Origin of the sequence: Hydrogenophaga sp. OTU3427 (assembly GCF_038440225.1) — a bacterium.
In the GTDB taxonomy this organism is placed as follows: Bacteria; Pseudomonadota; Gammaproteobacteria; order Burkholderiales; family Burkholderiaceae_C; genus Hydrogenophaga.
The window spans coordinates 22,168-40,482 of record NZ_JASATI010000044.1 but is presented as its reverse complement, the minus strand read 5'-3'; the positions used below and the strand labels follow the sequence as shown (position 1 = coordinate 40,482).

At 57.7% G+C, this 18,315-nt stretch carries 19 protein-coding genes; 10 read left to right on the top strand and 9 right to left on the bottom strand.

Annotated elements, in window-relative coordinates; translation table 11 throughout:
• Window positions 1-199: type II toxin-antitoxin system RelE/ParE family toxin (locus tag AAHB17_RS19945; protein WP_446719628.1), on the bottom strand; the 199-nt coding region annotated here is incomplete at its 3' end.
• A gap of 969 nt (window positions 200-1,168) precedes the next feature.
• On the opposite strand from AAHB17_RS19945, the gene AAHB17_RS19940 reads away from it, so the two are divergent.
• Window positions 1,169-3,004 (top strand): tannase/feruloyl esterase family alpha/beta hydrolase, encoded by a 1,836-nt coding sequence (locus AAHB17_RS19940; RefSeq protein ID WP_342132610.1) that lies wholly within the window; start codon window positions 1,169-1,171, stop codon window positions 3,002-3,004.
• 65 nt (window positions 3,005-3,069) lie between these two features.
• Here the strand turns inward: AAHB17_RS19940 and AAHB17_RS19935 are convergent, their stop codons facing one another.
• The 6 genes from AAHB17_RS19935 to AAHB17_RS19910 form a co-directional block, all read right to left on the bottom strand.
• Entirely contained in the window at window positions 3,070-4,047 is a 978-nt protein-coding gene (locus AAHB17_RS19935; RefSeq protein WP_342132609.1) for a Bug family tripartite tricarboxylate transporter substrate binding protein, read from the bottom strand.
• Window positions 4,048-4,073: 26 nt separating this feature from the next.
• Window positions 4,074-4,922, bottom strand: a complete 849-nt coding sequence (locus AAHB17_RS19930) for a sugar phosphate isomerase/epimerase family protein (RefSeq protein WP_342132608.1) — start codon at window positions 4,920-4,922, stop codon at window positions 4,074-4,076.
• Window positions 4,923-4,933: 11 nt separating this feature from the next.
• The gene (locus AAHB17_RS19925) at window positions 4,934-5,389 is read right to left on the bottom strand and encodes a nuclear transport factor 2 family protein (protein ID WP_342132607.1); all 456 of its coding nucleotides are present in this window, start codon (window positions 5,387-5,389) and stop codon (window positions 4,934-4,936) included.
• Between the two features lie 33 nt (window positions 5,390-5,422).
• Window positions 5,423-5,869, bottom strand: coding sequence for a type II 3-dehydroquinate dehydratase (locus AAHB17_RS19920; RefSeq protein ID WP_342132606.1), 447 nt, complete (start codon window positions 5,867-5,869; stop codon window positions 5,423-5,425).
• Between the two features lie 12 nt (window positions 5,870-5,881).
• Window positions 5,882-6,328 carry a type II 3-dehydroquinate dehydratase gene (locus AAHB17_RS19915; RefSeq protein ID WP_342132604.1) on the bottom strand — a complete coding sequence of 149 codons (447 nt, stop codon included), beginning with the start codon at window positions 6,326-6,328 and terminating at the stop codon, window positions 5,882-5,884.
• 62 nt (window positions 6,329-6,390) lie between these two features.
• Entirely contained in the window at window positions 6,391-7,365 is a 975-nt protein-coding gene (locus AAHB17_RS19910) for a Bug family tripartite tricarboxylate transporter substrate binding protein (protein WP_342132603.1), read from the bottom strand.
• A 456-nt stretch (window positions 7,366-7,821) separates the two neighbouring features.
• Between AAHB17_RS19910 and AAHB17_RS24780 the strand changes: the two genes are divergently transcribed.
• The 4 genes from AAHB17_RS24780 (at window position 7,822) to AAHB17_RS19895 (ending at window position 10,754) form a co-directional block, all read left to right on the top strand.
• Window positions 7,822-8,136, top strand: a complete 315-nt coding sequence (locus AAHB17_RS24780; protein WP_446719627.1) for an MmgE/PrpD family protein — start codon at window positions 7,822-7,824, stop codon at window positions 8,134-8,136.
• A 568-nt stretch (window positions 8,137-8,704) separates the two neighbouring features.
• Entirely contained in the window at window positions 8,705-9,670 is a 966-nt protein-coding gene (locus AAHB17_RS19905; RefSeq protein ID WP_342132602.1) for a Bug family tripartite tricarboxylate transporter substrate binding protein, read from the top strand.
• 127 nt (window positions 9,671-9,797) lie between these two features.
• A complete protein-coding gene (locus tag AAHB17_RS19900; protein ID WP_342132601.1) occupies window positions 9,798-10,340 on the top strand; it encodes a nuclear transport factor 2 family protein in 543 nt (180 codons plus the stop codon).
• A 276-nt stretch (window positions 10,341-10,616) separates the two neighbouring features.
• Window positions 10,617-10,754, top strand: coding sequence for a hypothetical protein (locus tag AAHB17_RS19895; RefSeq protein ID WP_342132600.1), 138 nt, complete (start codon window positions 10,617-10,619; stop codon window positions 10,752-10,754).
• A gap of 1 nt (window position 10,755) precedes the next feature.
• On the opposite strand, the gene AAHB17_RS19890 is transcribed toward AAHB17_RS19895, so the two are convergent.
• On the bottom strand, window positions 10,756-11,760 hold the full coding sequence (locus AAHB17_RS19890) for a Bug family tripartite tricarboxylate transporter substrate binding protein (RefSeq protein WP_342132599.1): 1,005 nt from the start codon (window positions 11,758-11,760) through the stop codon (window positions 10,756-10,758).
• A gap of 844 nt (window positions 11,761-12,604) precedes the next feature.
• On the opposite strand from AAHB17_RS19890, the gene AAHB17_RS19885 reads away from it, so the two are divergent.
• The gene (locus AAHB17_RS19885) at window positions 12,605-13,444 is read left to right on the top strand and encodes an IclR family transcriptional regulator domain-containing protein (protein ID WP_342132598.1); all 840 of its coding nucleotides are present in this window, start codon (window positions 12,605-12,607) and stop codon (window positions 13,442-13,444) included.
• A gap of 344 nt (window positions 13,445-13,788) precedes the next feature.
• On the opposite strand, the gene AAHB17_RS19880 is transcribed toward AAHB17_RS19885, so the two are convergent.
• On the bottom strand, window positions 13,789-14,580 hold the full coding sequence (locus AAHB17_RS19880; RefSeq protein WP_342132597.1) for an IclR family transcriptional regulator domain-containing protein: 792 nt from the start codon (window positions 14,578-14,580) through the stop codon (window positions 13,789-13,791).
• Window positions 14,581-14,729: 149 nt separating this feature from the next.
• On the opposite strand from AAHB17_RS19880, the gene AAHB17_RS19875 reads away from it, so the two are divergent.
• Genes AAHB17_RS19875 through AAHB17_RS19860 form a run of 4 tightly spaced genes read left to right on the top strand, consistent with a single transcriptional unit; the run spans window position 14,730 to window position 18,313 of the window.
• On the top strand, window positions 14,730-15,866 hold the full coding sequence (locus tag AAHB17_RS19875) for an acyl-CoA dehydrogenase family protein (RefSeq protein ID WP_342132596.1): 1,137 nt from the start codon (window positions 14,730-14,732) through the stop codon (window positions 15,864-15,866).
• Window positions 15,847-16,677 carry a peroxiredoxin family protein gene (locus AAHB17_RS19870; RefSeq protein WP_342132594.1) on the top strand — a complete coding sequence of 277 codons (831 nt, stop codon included), beginning with the start codon at window positions 15,847-15,849 and terminating at the stop codon, window positions 16,675-16,677. The genes AAHB17_RS19875 and AAHB17_RS19870 overlap by 20 nt, the downstream gene beginning before the upstream one ends.
• Window positions 16,674-17,867 (top strand): aromatic ring-hydroxylating oxygenase subunit alpha, encoded by a 1,194-nt coding sequence (locus tag AAHB17_RS19865; RefSeq protein WP_342132593.1) that lies wholly within the window; start codon window positions 16,674-16,676, stop codon window positions 17,865-17,867. The genes AAHB17_RS19870 and AAHB17_RS19865 overlap by 4 nt, the downstream gene beginning before the upstream one ends.
• On the top strand, window positions 17,864-18,313 hold the full coding sequence (locus AAHB17_RS19860; protein ID WP_342132591.1) for a hypothetical protein: 450 nt from the start codon (window positions 17,864-17,866) through the stop codon (window positions 18,311-18,313). The genes AAHB17_RS19865 and AAHB17_RS19860 overlap by 4 nt, the downstream gene beginning before the upstream one ends.
• The last annotated feature ends 2 nt before the right edge of the window (window positions 18,314-18,315 follow it).

Below are 18,315 nucleotides of genomic sequence, written 5' to 3'. Positions count from 1 at the left end.
GTCCTTCGAATGAAAACGTCACTCTCCAGTTCCCATTCACTGATACAGCCCAGTGTCCCGCGAGATTCCCGCTCAACGGATGCCAGCCAAAGCCGGGTAGGTTCATTGTCTCTGGGACGGTCGCCACATTCAGCACACCCAGAAGACGCTGTAGCTTGGATGCATGATGAGGCTGGATGCCGCTCTTCTTGCCGGTCATGAAGAACAACTCCAGACCGCTGTGGCGCCATGACTTGATCATGGTTGATTGTATTGCGTAACGCTACGCGATGCACCGGAACCTCCGGCGGTTATTCTTTTTATGGACTGGCACTTGCAGCCTGAGTCAGCCCGAGAATACGTCCGCACTCCCTATTCGACCGATAACCCATTTATTTCGCATGGTGAAATAGGGCGATATTATTGGCCGGAAACCGACCCGCAACCTCACCACAGCGCTGGCTCCAGTATCTCGGTCGCGATCTACAACCGATTGGGCTCCCACGGATTGAATCACTCTTGGCTTAGCAGTGCGAAAATCGTGGCGTGCACTACAGCGGACTTTTATAGTCTCCGAATGTGCATTATGAAAAGAGAATGGGGTAGAGATATTTTCAGTAATCTATAGCTATCTAGTGCCAAAAAAACGGCCGAAGCCGTTCACTCGCGCTCTCACAAGAGAAGTTGTACTCAAACTGCTAGAGAAGTTGTGTTCTATGCAGCCAGTGGGCTTGGTTGCTGCCGGCCCAAAAGAGTCCAATCTCGACCAGAAATTACGTTAGCCCGATTCCCGGGCCGATGCAAGTCCGAGCCGACCAAGTGTGCCGGCACCATCAGGCCGCGATCGTGGGCAGTAAACGCTCTGCAGGGCAACTGCGGAGATATTGCGTGATGGCCTCACGCAGGGCGCTAATCCAAGGGAGAGTGCCCCAAACCGCCGGAGACCATGGGGTCCAGAGCTCGCGTGCCGCTTGCTCGAAAGGCTGCCTGCTGAAAAATGTATCAGTTCGGTCACGCCGTCTGCGCCTGAGGCCCCCACACTTTGGATCACTCTCAAGACGTTTCAAAAGGTGCAGTTTGACGCATGTTTCGGTAACCAGACAAGGGTAATTACTGGTAAATTGATATCGAATGACGCACTATCATGCATGTTGTCCGATGACTAACTTCTGGCGTAAGGAGCGTTCGTATGATTCGTGTTTCACGTCGTAGCGGGTTAATTGCTATCGCCGGCCTTGCCACGATGGCTGCCTGTACCAGCCCAACCACGGTGCAGGTGGAACCTGTGGCCCAGGCCTGTGACTTGAACGGAATTGGCAAGCTCAATATTGATAGCCAGACCAGGGTCATTGCTGTTCAGAACTTCAAAGCGGGCGAGGTTGTGCGGCTGGCAAATTCCCCCGCGCCCGACGTTAAGACGGCTGTCGATGTGTGTCTGGTCAAGCTGGTAGTCGGTCCAGGCCACCCAGGCCCTGCCAGTGCGCCGTCTACCTCTGTAGGCATCGGTATCGAAGTCTGGCTACCGGCGCCAGCTCAGTGGAACCAGACGATCCGCGCGTTCGGCAGCGGCGGCTGGGCAGGGGGCTATTACGCCGACCCGACACGCCTGGGCCAAAGCGGCGGCGGCAACGCCATGTTTTTGGGGGCAGTACAAAAAGGCTATGCAGTCAGCGGAACTGACCACGGGCATGGCGGTACGGTCTCGGGTCGCAATGCCTCGTTTGCCATGAACCCGGACGGCACTGTAAACACCGTGCTCTGGCGTGACTTTGCCGAGCGAAGCATGCTTGAGCAGGCCTTGAAAACCAAGGCCGTGGTCAAGGCCTATTACGGCAAAGCGCAGGCCAAGGCCTACTTTGACGGCTACTCCACCGGAGGTAGGCAAGGCTACAAGCTGGCGCAAAAATTTCCAGATCAGTACGACGGTATTCTTGCCGGGGCGCCCGCGTTCAACTGGTCGCGATTCATCACGGCCGAGCTGTACCCGCAAGTTGTGATGTACCAGGATTTGGGGCGCACCATTCCCAATGCCAAGTTGCACGCGGTCAGCGCTTTGGCCTTGCGCGCCTGTGGTGGTGAGCAAGCAAACTGGGGGTTTCTGCTCGATCCCCTGGCTTGCTCATACAACCCAGCGCGTGATGCCATGGCGCTGTGTACGGGTGAGGTGGGGGACGAGCGTGTGCAGGGCAGCGGCACGCAAGCGACCTGCCTCAGCGCGAAAGAGGCGCAGGTCGTCAAGAAGATCTGGTACGGACTGACACGCGATGGCACCGCGCCGGATCCTGCGCGTGACAATGGCCGCACGGGCATCCTGGCTTCGACCGGTGGACAGCTCTGGTGGGGACCGACACGAAACACCGACCTGACCGCACTGGCTGGCGATCAAGCACCCTTTCCCATCGCGTCGCAACTGACGGCCTTGATCCTGCAGAACCCGCGCATTGCCCAAAAGGGCATGTTCAACAACGCCACCGGCAATGCAGAGGATGGATGGCAAAAGTTGAAGTATGCGGATTTGGTGGATGTTTACGAGCGTGGCCTGGCGATGCAAGCCCAGTTGTCGGACATCAACACCGATTCGGCGGATCTCACGGCCTTGCGAGACCGTGGTGCCAAGGTGCTTTCGTACCATGGTCTGTCGGATCAACTCATCATGCCGCAAGGGTCGCTCAACTACTTTGAGCGCTTGGCCCAGAACATGGGCGGCGTGGACAGGGTCCAGACATTCAACCGCCTGTTTTTGATCCCGGGACTGGGTCATACAGGGTTGTTCAACAACACCGCTTCGATTGGATTGAGCGGGACCGTGACGTCAGCAGACGCCGTCCCGCTCCCACAACCTGCTACAGGCCGCGACGAGCTGTTCAATGCTCTGCGCGATTGGGTGGAAAAAGGCGTTGCGCCTGAGCGCATAGATCTCGTTGCCAGTATGGGAAATTTGAGCCTGCCCCTTTGTTCTCATCCTAAGAAGGCGGTGTTGACTGGCGCCAATCCGAACGCTGCAACGAGCTACGCTTGCAGATAATCTTGATCGGCAAACTCCAGAGAGAGTGATCCAAACCGTGGGAGGCCAACCGGTTGCGTCAAGGCCTAATTGCCCGCCTCTAGGCCAGTAAGTTTGATGCCCCTGCGAAACTGTGCGTCCTCAGCTTTGAGGAACGCTGTAAATCCCTGGGGCGTTGATCCCACGGGATCGAGACCCGCTGCGATAAATCGTTCACGCACCTCGGGAGTGGTCATGATGGCTTTGATCTGGTCCGCGATCTCTCTGACGATCTCAGGAGGTGTGCCTTTGGCAACCATCACGCCGTGCGAGGCTCGAATGTCGATGTCCTTGATTCCCATATCGCCTAGGCTTGGTACGTCGGGCACCAGCGGCGATCTGTTGGGCTGAGCTACCAGCAGCGGCTTGATGGTGCCCGTCTTCATTTGCGCACGTGCAGTGCCCACGTCGTTGAACGCCATAGGCGTTTGGTTGCCAACGACAGCCGCCAACGACTGCACGCCGCCTTGGAATGGCACATAGGACATCTTGCCGCCTGTCTGCAACATGATGAGCTCGCCCGCGAGATTGCCAAGTCCCCCCACACCCGTTCCACCGTAAAACAGCTTGTCTGGATATGCTTTCGCGTATTCCACCCACTCGCGGGGCGTGTTGAAGGGCATGTTCTTGTGTGCCACCAGCATCATGGGCGAGGTGATCAGCAAACTGACTGGTTCGAAATCCTTGAGGTGATCGAAGGTGGGCGCCTTTTGTTGCGCGAGGGTGAGCGTCACGCTGGCAGTCGTCAAAACGAGGGTATAGCCATCCGGCTTGAGCTGCAGAACACTCGCCATACCGAGTACCCCGCCAACGCCTGGCTTGTTCTGGACTATCACGGGCTGCTTCCAGATCTGTGACAGCTTTTCGGCGACAACACGCCCTGAAAAATCACCCGCCGCTCCCGCCGGGTAGGGAACGATGAACGTCACGGGCCTCGACGGAAACGTCTCGCCATGCACCTGCACGCAAAGTGCCAGAGCGCTGAGGCCAAGCGCTACTTTGAACCCACGATTCAGAGTCTCCATTGTTGTCTTTCTAAGGATTGCAAAAGTCAGGAAATGGAGCGCATGAACTTAATGTCCAGCAGTCGCTCTTCGATGTTGCGGGCATGGGTGCTCCCGCCCATGTAGGGCCCGACTTCGCCGATGTAGCCGGTCGTCTGTTTGGGAACGCCCCACATGTTCTCGCTGGTTGCAAAGCCGGAATAGCCACGCGCCTTCAGCAGTGAGAAGACTTCTTTCCAAGGAACCAATCCACCATCAAGCGCTGCCCAATGCCATTTCCACGCTCCGGACTCATCTGTGTACCAGCGTGTATTGCGCACATGCACATGTTGCAGGTAGGGCCCAAGCACCTCGATCATGAGCTTCCAGTTCTCCCGACCTTCCACGCACAGGTTCGATCCGTCCATGATCACCCCGACCTGTGCGGGATCAAAATGACGTACTAGCTGATGTGCTCCGTGCGCACTGGCATGTATCGTCCCAAAATGGGTTTCGATGACGGCCGCAACGCCCGAGGCCTTGAGCAATGGGATGACCTTGGCCATGGATTCAAGCGCTGCGTCGTAGACCTCAGCATATGTCCGCGTTTCGTCATATTCAAAGCCGGCCAACCTCACTCGCGGGCATCCCATAATGCGGGCGCCTTCGAGCATCAGCTCGATCTCGTGGAGCTGGTTCCAATACAGGTAGCCCGCAAGGCATGGGATCTTCAAGCCATGTGCCTCGGATACTGCACGTAACTCGGGCGCTTTCTTGACTATCTCCAGCGGTGCGATGTGGTAGTGCGGATGGATGCGCCATTCGATTCCATCGAATCCGGCCATGGCGATCCTTGACGCGATGTCGTCGAAGCTGCGCAACTCCGGCAGCAAAGAGGTGGAAAAACTCAATTGCATAGTCGGCTGTCCTATCGACCCGGAAGATGGGATGGCAAGTTCTGAGCTTCGTACTGCCATACAGAGCGATGGTCGCGGTGCTTGATCACCCACGATTCGCCTTGGCGCACGATGGAATCGTCGTAGCGAAGCCCGCGGACCAGTACCTTGCCTTCCACCACGAGGTGAGCGATCGCATAAGCGCTCGCCTTCGCGGTGTTCGCGCCTGTTACTTTCACCACGCTGTTGCTCAGCGCATGAATGCTTGGACCGTTCCAGGCAATGCCGGAGTGCAGATACTTCATGAGTTCTGCGTGTCCGTTGAGGCGTACCTCGTGTTTTTCGCCAGTGTGATAAACGATGAGCGCATCTTTCGCGAAGCACGAGCACATGATCGCTTCATCCTTCGCGTCGATGGCGAAGTAGTATCTTTCGAGCATCCAGCGGATCTGGGCCTCGTCAGAGAGAGATAATTGATTTTGTTGCATAAGAATCTTTGATGAGAGAAAAATACGCTGGCGTTATTGCAACGGGATTCCGTTGAGCAGCATGGCCATGCCTTCGAGTGCCACTCTGTAGGTATCTGGGCCGAAGCCGCAGGCATAGGCCCGCGATGCTTCACCGGGGATAGACTTGGATCCGACACCTTTGCCGGCGGAGTTGCTGAGATGGATTTCGATGTAAGGAAATTTCTGATCACGCAGGCAATCGCGTAGGGCATAGCCAGAGTAGACGAATCCGCCAGGGTTCATGATGAGACCGCGGACACCCTCCCTCGCAGCTTGGTCGATGCGCTTGATAGCCTCACCTTCCAATTCCGTGTAGAAGATTTCGACGGACAGACCCACGCTGCGAGCGTGTTCAATCACAATCTGATCGAGTTCTTGGGTAGTCGTAGTACCGTATTTGTGCGGAAGGCGCCGCCCCATGCGGCTGAGATTTGCGCCTTGGAGAACGAGAACGTCCATGTCTTTTTCCCTTCAGTGCTTGGTGGAAGAGGCGAGCAGACGCTTCATCTGGTTGAGCGCCAACAGGTAGGAGCCTGGGCCAAAGCCGCAGATCGTCCCGACGGAGGGCTCAGCGGTTGCGGATATAGTCTTGTTTTGTACTCCGCCGTTGCTGAGATGAATTTCGATGTAGGGGAAGGTTTGATCGCGCAGGCAGTCACGCAATGCGAAGCCCGAGTAGACGAATCCGGCAGGGTTCATGATCAATCCACGGACGCCGCGGCCTGCGGCCTCGTCGATTTTTTGAATCGCCTCGCCCTCGAAATCGGTGTAGAAAATCTCCACATTGAGGTCGAGCTTCTTTGCGTGCGTCTGGATGCAAGCATCCAACTCCGCCGCTGTAAACCGACCGTACTTTTCGACCGGCTGTCTGCGGCCCAAGCGCTTCATGTTGGCGCCCTGTAGTAACAAGATATCCATAGGGGTTCCTTCTTGTAAATCGTGGGTGGAGGAAGGCACAGGTGCCCATGCCCTCGGGTTTACTACTCCTTGGTCAGAGCAACCTTTTTGACAACCACCTTCCATTCGGCGACTTCGCGCTTCGTGAGTTCGGTGACGGCCTCAGGTTTGCCGCCCAGAATGTCGAGCGCCATGACCTTGAATGCCTCCTTGATGTCAGGTAGTGCCAGGACCGCGTTGAAATCTGCGTTCAACCGAGTGATGATGTCCTTGGGTGTTCCCGCGGGCACAACGATGCCGTACCAAGCCGACGTTTCAAAATCCTTGATGTCGCCGGCTTCGAGTGCGGATGGGACGGCGGATAGCGAGGGAGAGCGAGTAGCCGACGACACCGCGAGCACGCGTGTTTTCCCTGCCTTCAAGTGGGGTAACACAGGGGGGGCATCCGAGAACGCTACGTCAACCTGGCCGGACAGCAAGGCCAGGAGGAGCGGACCACCCCCCGCGTAGGGCACGTGCACCATGTCAATGCCCGTACGCAGCTTGAAGAGTTCGCCGGTGAGGTGACTGATTCCCCCCATGCCAGTGCTGCCGAAGTTGAGCTTGCCGGGGTGGGCTTTCGCGCGCGCGATGAAGTCCTTCAAATTCGTGTCGGGCGCGGCGCTGTTGATGGTGATCAGCATGGGAGCGGCGGCCAACATCACCACCCCGTCCAGATCTTTGACCAGGTCAAACTTGTTGCCACCGACCGCGTCAGATACTGGCATCGTCGCGGTGATAAGGCCCATGGAATAGCCATCGGGCGCTGAGCGCGCCAGAGCACCGATGCCGATGGTGCCGGACGCGCCTGCGAGATTCTCTATCACCACCGGCTTGCCCAGTCGCTCGGACATTTTGATTCCCAACAAGCGTCCCACCGAATCGCCGCCGCCGCCTGGAGGAAACGGAACGATCAATCGCACCGGTTTGACGGGATATGTCTGAGCCCAGGCGGCGCTAACTCCCAGCAGCAGCCCGGTTAACGAGGCTGCTGCTACTTTCTTCCATTTCGAAATCATGCTGTTTCCTGTGAATACTGTGGGCACCGTTTGCCCTTTGGACTGCGACGCGCGGGAGCCGACAGCTAGGCACCTCCAACCTGGATCAATCCACGTCGCTCTGCTGGCCACTTTTTGTCTCTACTTTGATGTTGCCTGGAGGTCTCCTGCCAAAAGTCTGAGCTCCGCCGTTTCCTTTTTTAGTGTTCATACAGCGCACATATGTGCACCAGGTGATTAATTATCAGAAGCTTGTGGCTTGGTGTCAAGCAACCGCGGGGTTAGTCGCTCCTAAACGCAGGGTTCTCTTAAGCGAGGAGGCCCGATGGACGATTCACAGATGCGCGTTTCGGAACGAGTGGCGCACGTAATGCACGGGAGGAGGCCCCAAACCCTCTTTGCCTCGTCACGGAACATGCCAAGCACGTGGTGCTCGACACGGTGCCTCTTGCTTGAGCAGGAAGCCGTGCTGCGGGGATGGATCAGCGGGGAGGGTGGCAGTCAAGAACGCACGGTGGGGGGGATTCCTTGCCTGCCACCGCAGCGATATTTCTCAATGCGCTCAGTGAATCCGCGCTCGACTATGAAAGTCTCGATCGCGGCGTTCATCCCGACGCGTTGGTGGTGGCAGTAGCGATGGCAGTGGGACAGCGTGAGGAGGCGTCGGGTTCGCTGTGCCTGATTGCACTTATCGCCGGTAGCGAACTCATCTGCCGATTGGCCAGAGCCTCACAGAGAGATCTCGGAATTGAAGCTATATACCGGTCTATAGTGTTTTCAGCGCGGCCATGACCGCTGGCCTGGTACTGCGTCTTTCGCCAGCGAAGCTAAGCGCCGCGCTCGCCATCTGTCTGAGCCTGGTTTGAGGCACACAGCACGCGAATGTGGAACAGGTCCTGACCAAGCAATCAGCCTGCCCTCGCGGCACGCGGAGGCGTCATGGTTGGGTTCGCAGCACAGGCAGGAATGACCGGCCCGCGCCAAGCATTCGAAGGGCGATTCGAGCTCACAACGTTGTGAAAGGGGATCGACCAGTTGGCCGGGATGCCAAACATCAATGAGTTGACAAAAGTGTTGGTGGCATAGGGCCTTTCCGTAACGCGTGAGGGCCTGCTGGAGGGCAAGGCAGAGCACTCTCAACTACCTTCCGTTCCTTGACAACGACAAGAAGCACGCGAATAATGCGTTCATTAGACGCTCAGTTGAGCATCTGGCGCACATTCTGCTTCTAAGATTCTGGCCGTCAACTGCAACGTACGAGCATGTTCGCACGCGTCACATCACGGCCTTAGCAGCGTTGCGCTATCGCTTGATGGCCTTCGAACCCCTCTACCAAGTGAACCCCATACAGGAGACATCGATGAAAATATGGAAACGATGGACGGCCACCCTCGCCAGCGCAATGTTGCCTCTGCTCTCGGCCGCACAAGAATTTCCAGCCAGGCCAATTACTTTGGTGGTTCCATTCCCTGCTGGAGGGTCGGGTGACATCACGGCAAGGGTGGTAGCGGACAAACTTGGTCAGATCTGGAAGCATCCGCTGGTTATTCAGAACAAGGCGGGCGGCAACGGCTTTGTTGGGATGAGCAGCGTCATCCAGGCCAAGCCAGATGGCTACACCATCGGTCTCACTACGGCTGGCGTAACCCTGGCACTCGCCCACACCAAGACTCCTCCCTTTAACCTCTTCACGGATCTAGATCCGATCTCCCTTGTTGCAACCGCTCCCATGGTTCTTGTGGCAAACAGCGCGCTTCCCATCAACACAGCGAAGGAATGGGCAGCGTTCGTGAGAACGTCGCCTGACAAGCTGTTCTACGGCGGCACAGGCCAAGGTGGGGTAGGCAATCTGGCAGGTGAGCTCATCATGCGGCAGGTGGGGGGCAAGATGACCTATGTTCCATTTCAAGGGGGTGCACCAGCCATGGCTGCCGTGGTCGGAAACCAGATTCCCCTTGTGTTTAATGATCTGGCAAGCGCACGTGCTTTCTTGAAAGCGGGCTCGATCAAGCCGATTCTGGTGGCATCGGCGCGGCGCACGCCCCTGCTGCCGGATGTTGCGGGCATGGCGGACATTGGTGTGCGCGACGTGGACATCAAGGCGTCCTTCGGTCTTGTCGCGCCTAAGGGCACTCCCGCTTCCGTCCTGCGCGAAATTGCCGAGCGGGTGAAGCAAGTGCTGGCGATGCCAGATGTCAAAGAGCGGCTGGAGTCCTTGAGCCTGGAGGCCATTGGAACGACGCCCGAAGCCTACGTAGAGTTCTTAAAGGCAGAGGACGCTCAGATGCGCAACGGAATCAGACTCACTGGCTTGAGGGCCGAATAGCGCACTTGTCTCTCCTCAAACGCGTGCCCAATGCGTGGTCTCAATGCGCCAAGATGGGCCAACGGGCCTCGGCTCACCTACGCCGCTAGTCTTGCAGAAACCTCACCCCTAAACGAAAGGTCCCGGAATGTCCGACCACTCTCCTGCCGCTGTGCGCGATGCAGTCACCAATCTCGTGTGTCTTTATTCACATGCGCTTGATCGCCGTCAATGGGAACTGCTCGATGCTGTTTTCTTTGACGACGCTCTGTGTGGGGTGGGCGTAGCAGCAAAGCCATGGCGGGAGTGGCGGGAGACTGCAAAGAACAACTTTGCTAATTGCCTAGATTTCACTCACCATCAGCCAGGCCCCTCACTCATCAACCTCCAGGGCGAAGTCGCATTGTGTGAAACCTATTGCACCGCGCATCATCGGGTTCGCCCCGATTCCCCCGCCGGCGGCAGGTTCAACGGCACGGGTACACCTTATGACATCATCGCAGGGCTTAGGTATTCCGACCGCATCGAGCTGCGCAACGGCACATGGCGCATTGCTGTTCGCCAAGGCATGGCTGACTGGAGGCATGAGCGACCAGCAGCTGACCGCATTTTCAGCACCGAAGAGTTCCGCGGGCTCCACCACAAAGAGCCGTTTACGGATCCGGTGGTCGAACGCTGGCGTCGCGACTAATTTTGTAAGGATTTAGGACGCAGGAGCGGCCGCTCTTGCGTCTGCCGTGGCCATTCAACACTACTGATTGAGGCCACACCAGGATCAAACATCCGCTAGTCAGGAACCCTTCCCGTTCTAGCGAATTCGATCAGATCATCGAACGTGAAACTGTCCCCGGCCGGCAGATATTTCTGCCGTATCGCTACGTAGCGCTCTCAGTCGGGACGAGTGAATAACCGCGCCATTCCCCTGACTGATCGTACTTGTTCGAGAGGAGCGTTTTCAGACAAGATCATGTTCACCATCGAGTTCACCCGCTCTCTCCTGCTGCGGCCAAAACTGCGACTTCAGCACGCGCGCATAAGTTTTTGCAAAAAAGCGCTCAGCCAAAAAAACCTTAAGTTGACAACAGCAGCGGTGGATGTATGCTGATTTACTCCGCTTTGATGTTGCCGCGCTTGACGATCTGGCCCCAGGCTTCGTATTGGGTGTGTGAGATTTGCGCGAGCTCTTCCGGCGTGCTAGTTTTCACCACCCATCCCGAACTTGCGAAACGGCTTTTAATCTCAGCGGTCTCTAGCACGTCGCGCAACAGGGTGCCATACCTTGCGACCAGATCGGCAGACATCCCGGCGGGCCCCCAAATCCCATACCAGTTGGTGTAGTTGAAGTCGGTTGCGCCTTGCTCGCTCAGGGTGGGCAGATCAGGGAAGAGAGGAAAGCGCTCTTTCGTGGTTACGCCAAGGACGCGGATGCGGTTGTCCTTTGCCCAGTTCATCGCGGTTTGCACCGGCAAAAACATCATGGGGACCTGGCCACCGATGACGTCCTGGATGGCGCCAGCGGCGCCCTTGTAGGGGATGTGTGCGATGGAAAGACCCATATTCAATTTGAGCATCTCCATGAACACATGGTTTTCGGTGCCGGCGCCGGGCGACGCATAGTTAAGCTTTCCGTTCGAAGCTTTCACCCACTGCACAAACTCGGCGAAGTTCTTCGCCGGAACGTTGGGATTGACTGCCAGCGCGAACGTGCTCCACCCGACCTGCGTGATTGGCTGGAAGCTTTTGAGCACGTCCGACTGCATCTTGTAGAAGTACGGGAGCAAGAACATGGTCGATGTCTGGATCATGAACGTATGCCCATCGGGCGCCGAACTCGCAACCGAGTCGATCCCGATGACACCCGCTGCGCCGGGCTTGTTCTCGACGATGAACGGTTGATTCCACTTCGCCTGCAGCAGAGGTTGGATCATGCGAGCCATGGTGTCCCCGCCCGTACCCGGTGTCGACGCAATCAGGATCTTGATCGGCCCTCCGCCAATGCCCTGCGCAGATCCTAGGGATGGCAAAAGGCTGGTGACTGCGCCGGCTGCGCCGGCTGCGCCTACCTTCAACAAGTGGCGGCGACCAAATGCGGATGCAGAGTGTGTGTGCATGAAGTGTCTCTTGATAGTGAAACCGTTAAACCGGTCGAAATGGAACGCGAAAACGAAGCTGAGACGGGAAGGCGGCCCTCGAAAACGATGTCGGAGATCACATGCCGCTAGGGGAGCTCGCAGGCTTGCAGATCCTCAGGCAGTTCCTCGATGCGGCCTGGTCGGCCGACGATGCATATCGCCTAAATGCCTTCCGTCTCGGGAATTCCTAGCAGGGATGTCGCTCTGTCAAAGTCAAAGCCCTCCTTGCCATGCACAACAAGGCCCACCGCACTGCCACTCTGCCCAGCGGTCGAAGCTGCGGGTTTTCAGCACACGCCCATTGCGAGGATCCTGATGGGTCGACAGCATGAGGACCAGACGCGCGCCGCGCGACGCCCAGCGCTTGTTGCCATCGCCGAGCACTTCCAAGAATGCGTCCCAGTGCTCTCCGCAGTTCCTCGCACATACATAACGCCAAGGCTGCGTGTTTCGATACGCCGGTGAAGGCAAGCGCGTCGAAGCGCTCGATCGGTTCTTGCTGTGCTTTAGTAAAAGTGCCGTTCATTGACTTTCCTTTAGAGCCGGACCTGTGACTAGCAGGCGTCACCAGGACGTGCTTGGTTTAGCATGTTGTGCACTAGATGATTACAAGTGCGGCTGGCGAACATATTTGATTTCAGTCTTAATGGCTTGTCAAGAGGGTCGATGTGTTTCGAGATCCAGAAGCGGCACTTTGTACATCGGGTACCCATCTGTGCACTACGTGCACAAAGATACAATGAGGTCGCGATGTAACTCGACTCATCGGTAGTCACAGAGAGAGGCGCCTTCTGGCGCATGTCGTTCACCAGAGAAAAAAAGCATGACCGAGCAGGACAAATTCGATGGCGATAAGCGAGATCCGCAGAGCTTCATCCGGGCGCTGGCCCGAGGCCTTTCTGTCATTGAAGGGCTCAGCGGGAAGGTAGATGGCTGCAGCTTGAGCGAGGTCGCGAACGAGTGCGATCTGGATCGCGCCACAGCGCGTCGGATACTGATGACACTCACCGAATTGCGCTATGTACGTGCGACAGGTAGCCGCTACTTTTTGGCGCCACGGGCGCTGTCTTTGGGCTATGCATATCTGTCCTCGATTCCCTATTGGGAGGTGGCCGCGCCCATCATGGAACAGCTGGTGCAGCAGATCAACGAGAGCTGCTCCGCCGCAACTCTGGACGGAGCCCATGTGGTTTATGTTGCTCGGGTGCGCAGCAACAAGCGCTTTGTTGATGTCAGCCGTACGGTAGGAAGTCGTATCCCTGCTTACTGCACTTCTTTAGGCCGGATCCTGCTTTCAGCGCTTCCCTCGGCGGAGCTCAAAAAGGTGTTTGCAATGACAAAGTTTGTTGAACACACCCGCTTCACAGTGACCGACATTCCGACGCTCACAAGAATTCTCAGTGAGGTCAAGCAGCAGGGATGGGCAGTGGTCGATCAGGAAATGGAGATCGGTCTGCGCTCGCTTGCGGTCCCATTGCATGACCAGCACGGAGCGGTTGTTGCCGCACTCAACGTGAGCGTCCAGGCCGACCGCATCAGCGTGGAGGACATGATTCAGAATTACCTTGAGCCGTTGAAGACCACTGCGCAGCACCTCGATGAGGCGTCCAGAACCCGGCAGACAGCTGTGTTTCCACTGAAGCTGTCCAACATCAGCGTATAGCAGCTGAGACTGCGGCCATTTGGCTCTCCACCCGTGTCGCACAGGCTGCAATACAGCGCAACTCTCCACGACTTGAGCAGCATGGCCGCAAGAGGCCTGACAAACCCGCCGACCTGCAACAGACGAAGACTCACACAATCGAACTTGGGCATAAGTCCAATGTGCCGTAGATCGTCAGGAAATTTTTGAGGAGTGCTTGCAATCGTCGGTAAGCGGGTCAAGAGGCAGGAAGACCTTCGCGGAGCGCGTGATCGTCAGGGACCCTCGATCTTAGGTTTTGTTGGTTTCGCTCCGGTCCAGACTCCGCAACTCGGAGCCCAACTGATCGCTTGCCGCCTCGGGCCTCAGCTGTCATCGCGCGCGATGAGCGCCGCTGCGAGTTCTCCTGCCGCCTTTTGTAGCGGTAGCAAGTAGCTGCGACGCATTTCGTCCGCAGAAGAACGTCCCGAGGACACGCTGATGTTCAGGGCAGCGACGACACGATGCGCCGAATCCTTGACGGGTACCGCGAGGGAGCGCAAACCAATTTCCAGTTCCTCGTTCACCAGCGCCCACCCTTCGGCGCGGACATCCGCAAGGATCCCCATCAACTGATCGAGGTCGGTCACTGTGTGGGGCGTGAACTTGGTTCTAGGTAGCTTCTCAAGCAACGATCGCTGCAACTGCGGCGGTTCACCGGCCAGTAGGACGCGGCCGAGAGAGGTGCAGTAAGCCGGAATGCGACTGCCGACTGTACGTAAGACGTCGACCACGCGGTGGTTGCTGCGGATCCGCGCAACGTACACGGCCTCAGGGCCATCCAGCGTTGCGGCGGAACAGCTTTCCCTCAACTCATCCACTACCTTCGTCATGATGGGCCTGGCTACTTCCCAGAACGGGAAAGAGGACAGGTACGCATAGCCGAGGCTGAGTGCCCGTGGTGCAAGGTGAAAGCGACTGTCCTCTGCCCGCACATAACCCAACTCGCACAGCGTCAGCAGCAAACGCCTGGACGTGGCCCTGTCCAGCGAGCAGACCTGCGCAACCTCACTTAGCGTCTTGCCCCGTAGCGACCCGCCGAGAGCTTCCATCACGGAAAGGCCGCGCGCAAGCGCGCGCACGTAGTTGGGACTCTCGATTGGATCAGGCGTAGTCATCGGTTCTGCTCTGCATTCATGTTGTAAAAAAACCCTCCTCATGAAGGGGGCTTGACACTTTGGTGACTTGATCATGATAATACCCCCATGTTCACCAAGCGCACACATGTGCGCCTAGCGCACATAACCTAATACTAACTGGAGAGCACATGAAGGGCCTTTTTACTAAAGAGCAGGAGCAACTCGTCGAGCGAGTAGATGCCTTGGTTTTCTCGTCGATTTCCAAACGCGCTGCGGAACTCGATGCTAAATGCGAGTTCCCGGATGCGGACTTCCGTGACCTGCACCGAGAAGGCCTGCTGCTGGCGACGTTACCCAAAAAGGACGGCGGGCTTGGCTACGGTTTCGACGGTGAGGATCCGCTCTCGTTTTTTCTAATCATCGAGAGACTGGCTGCGGGGAATCCTTCCACTGCCCATTGTTTCCAGGTTCACAGCAATGCGGCTCAGATCGTGCGAGCGTTCGGTTCGGACGAACAGGTCGAGCGCTTCCTCGAGCCGACGAGAACCGCCGGACGTCTTCTCGTCGGCGCTGGCTCCGAACCCGGCGGCGGCAGGGGGGGCACTACGGCCAAACCGGTGACCGGCGGGCTCTCAGTAACCGGCGTGAAGCACTACGCAACGAACGCATCGCGGAGTGCTTGGATGACCGTCCACGTTCGCAATGAAGAAACCGGCCTGCTGGAAACGGTGGTGGTGCCCAAGGAAGCCGAAGGCCTTGAAATCGACGAAGTCTTCTGGAATCCGGCGGGGATGCGCGCATGCGTCAGCCCGCTGCTGAAATTCAACAATTGCTTCGTGCCGGACGACTGCGTACTGGGTCGCCCTGGCGCCTTCTTCACGGAAAACTGGTTGGGCAAGATCAACTTCGGCTTTACGGCCAACTATCTCGGAACCATCCAGGCCATGTACCAGTGGGTGGTCGACTACATGCGCCAGCGAGGCCAGGTGGATACACAGGTTTACCAAATGTACCTGGGCGAGCTGCGCGCAAAAATCGACGCGGCGCGCCTGCTGTATTACCACGCGGTTAAGTTGGCTCAAGTCGACATCGTGCAGGGGCTGCTGAAGAGCAATGAAGCCAAATACCTGGCCGTCGATTGCCTGCAGCGCTTCAAGGAAGTCGCCGGCCAACTGGTGGGCAGCACGGCATTCTTCCGCACGTTCCCACTGGAAAGAATGATGCGCGATATGGACGTGCACTCGCTGCACAGGCGGCACCATTTCGGCGCGGTAATGGTCGGTCAAGCTGAACTCGGCTTGCCGTATGAACTCGCTCACTCCTGAACGGGCGACTGAAATGCAGAGCGAATACAACACGCCGCACCCGCTGTCATGGTCCCGCTCGTGGCAAGGCGACCCGTTGGGTGGTGGACTCAGCACCGAGTGGCCTGCCCTTATCGAATCGTTCCGTGCCCGCACGCCACTGGGCGAGCCAGCGCCAAGCCTGCGGGGTGAAACACTCGACGGCGAAATGTTCGAACTGTCCTCTTATCAGGGTCGCAAGTCGGTGCTGGTGGTCTTCGGCAGCTTCGCTTGTCCGCCCTGCGTCACGAACATACGCACCACAAGCCCGAGCCTTGTTTCCCTGTACGCCGAGTTCCGTGATCACGTGGAGATCTGTTACGTGTACACCCGCGAGGCACATCCAGGGACGCAGATCGTTCCGCATCAGACCCTCGAAGAGAAGAAGCGCAACGCAGCGCGCTTGCGCCAAGAGGAGCCATTTGAGTTCCCCCTGGTCATCGACTCACTGGAGGGCGACATCCAGAAGGCATGGGCAGACTTGCAATTCAACAACCCAGTCTTCCTCGTCAACAGGGCCGGCATCGTGGTCTACAAGTCAGCCTGGCTCGACTCTTCGGAGCTGCCTCAGGTACTCGCTGACGTTCAGCTATGGGACGCCAAGTCGCCGACCGAACGCACGATCAAGAAGACCTACAGCGAAAGAATCCGGCCTCTCCGAGAGCCCTTCGATCTCACTGCGAATGCCCGCATCAAACGCCTGATGGATCAAATTGGCCTGGAACAGCGGGCCATGGGTCCAATTCCTGGAGTAGAGGCAGAGAAGGCCGCCGACAAAGGAGCTACCCAATGACAGACGTCGAACTTCAAGGCTTGCAGGCCGGTCCTGCTTTCGTCGATCGCAGGTGCTACACGGATCCCCAGATCTACGCGTTAGAGCAAAAGCGGATTTTCGGACACGCATGGCAATTCATCGCACACGACAGCGAGCTCCAGAACAATGGCGACTACCGCACTTCTGAGCTGGCCGGCCAGCCGGTGATAGCCATCCGGGGAGCCGACGGCGAGTTGAGGCTGTTCCTCAATTCTTGCCGTCACAAGGCGACCATGGTGATGGACAAGAAAGAGGGCAATTGCGATCGCATGCGCTGCCCGTACCACCACTGGTCTTACGACACCTGCGGCAAGCTGGTGAACGTCCCCAAGATCGAGGCGTATGGGTCCGCATTCCGTATGCAGGACAACGGCTTGGCACCCGTGCCCCGCTTCGAGCGCTTCGCGGGCATGTGGTTTGCAAACCTCGATCCGGCAGCACCCGCCTTGCAAGAATATCTGGGTGTAGCCGCACCGTTGCTGGAGGAGGTCGGCACCTATAACGGCGAGCCGTTGGTAGCACTGGGTTCCTACCACTACAGCTACGATGGCAACTGGAAATTGCTGATGGAGAATACGCTGGACGACTACCACGCAGAGTATCTCCACGACTATGCCTTTGCCCAGCGTGCCGCCGTGTTCGGCATGAAAGGGACGTCCGGCTTCCAGGAAAAGGAAGGCTCACGTTTCTCGCTGGAGCTGGACATCCACGGCGCCTTCGAACAGTGCGACGACGTGCGTACCCTCACCATCCAGAAGGAGCGCGAACGGCGGGTGTACTTGGGCCTGTTTCCGAACTTCATTGCCTTGTACAACCCGGTCTGGGATGTCACCGGCTTCCGGGTAATCCAGCCGGTCGCAGTCGACCGTACCAATGTCCTGAACTACTGCCTCGCGCCAGCGTCAGCGAGCGCCGAGGAGCGTCGCGCCATCGGTGAAAGATTTCACTATTCCTGGGGGCCTGGTGGCCGCGCCGGTGTCGACGACATCATGGTGTTCGCACGTGTTCAGAAGGGACTACTGGCCGCTGGCGGGGGGGCGATCAACATCAGTCGCGGCATCGAACATACCGATCCACGCGGCGGTCCCGCGGACGACCATGCCGTGCGGGCCCTTTGGAAAGGCTGGCGCAGCTTCATGCTCGGAAAGCAAGACGGAGTCACCACATGATCAATCTCGATAAAGAAATGACGGTCGAACCCACCGTCACCGCCTTGCTCGAGGAATACGTGAGCTGCCTAGACCGGCGCGCCGGCCAAGCGTGGCTGGACCTCTTCGCACCCCACGGCTATTACGCAGTGCTACGCGAGGAAGAGTTCGAGCAAGCGAACAACGTGCTGCTGGTGGGTGAGGACATGAAGCGGCTGACGGCACGCGTGGTCTCGGGTCTTGAGCGGGATACCCGCCGGATGGTGCACACGCTGGGGCCTGTTCGCTCAGACAGTGGTCGAACACGCGCTACCGCGCCGTTCACCGTCTGGATGGAGGGCGTACCAGCCTACTGTGGCTTTTACCTGATCGACCTGGATTCGACGGAAAAGGGCTTGCGCATTGGTCGTTGCCAGGTCGTTCTGTTCAGCAAGTTGGTTCAAACGCCAATCTTTCTGCCGATCTAGCC